The sequence below is a fragment of the Nitrobacter sp. 62-13 genome (assembly GCF_001896955.1).
GTDB lineage: Bacteria > Pseudomonadota > Alphaproteobacteria > Rhizobiales > Xanthobacteraceae > Nitrobacter.
Map to the genome: position 1 here is coordinate 1 of NZ_MKRN01000103.1, position 225 is coordinate 225.

Annotated in this window: 1 protein-coding gene; it reads right to left on the reverse strand. The window is 57.8% G+C overall.

Translation table 11 applies throughout. The features are described from left to right. The coding region (locus tag BGN91_RS08955; protein ID WP_292612412.1) for a universal stress protein at positions 1–225 on the reverse strand (225 nt) is incomplete at both ends.

Below are 225 nucleotides of genomic sequence, written 5' to 3' on the forward strand. Positions count from 1 at the left end.
TTGCTCCGCCAAGCACGAACTCACGCAGACGGGAGTGCCCGTAGCCACCCATCACGAGCAGGCTCGCCGCGCTGTCGGCAACATGCGACAGAATAATATTCGGGACATCGATATCAGCGGCAGGCGTCGTTCTCACCTCGATCTTGATATCGTGCCGGGCCAGATGCCTGCCGATCTCACTACCGCCGATAATGTTCTCGTTAGCGGTCTTCTCATTCTCGACGA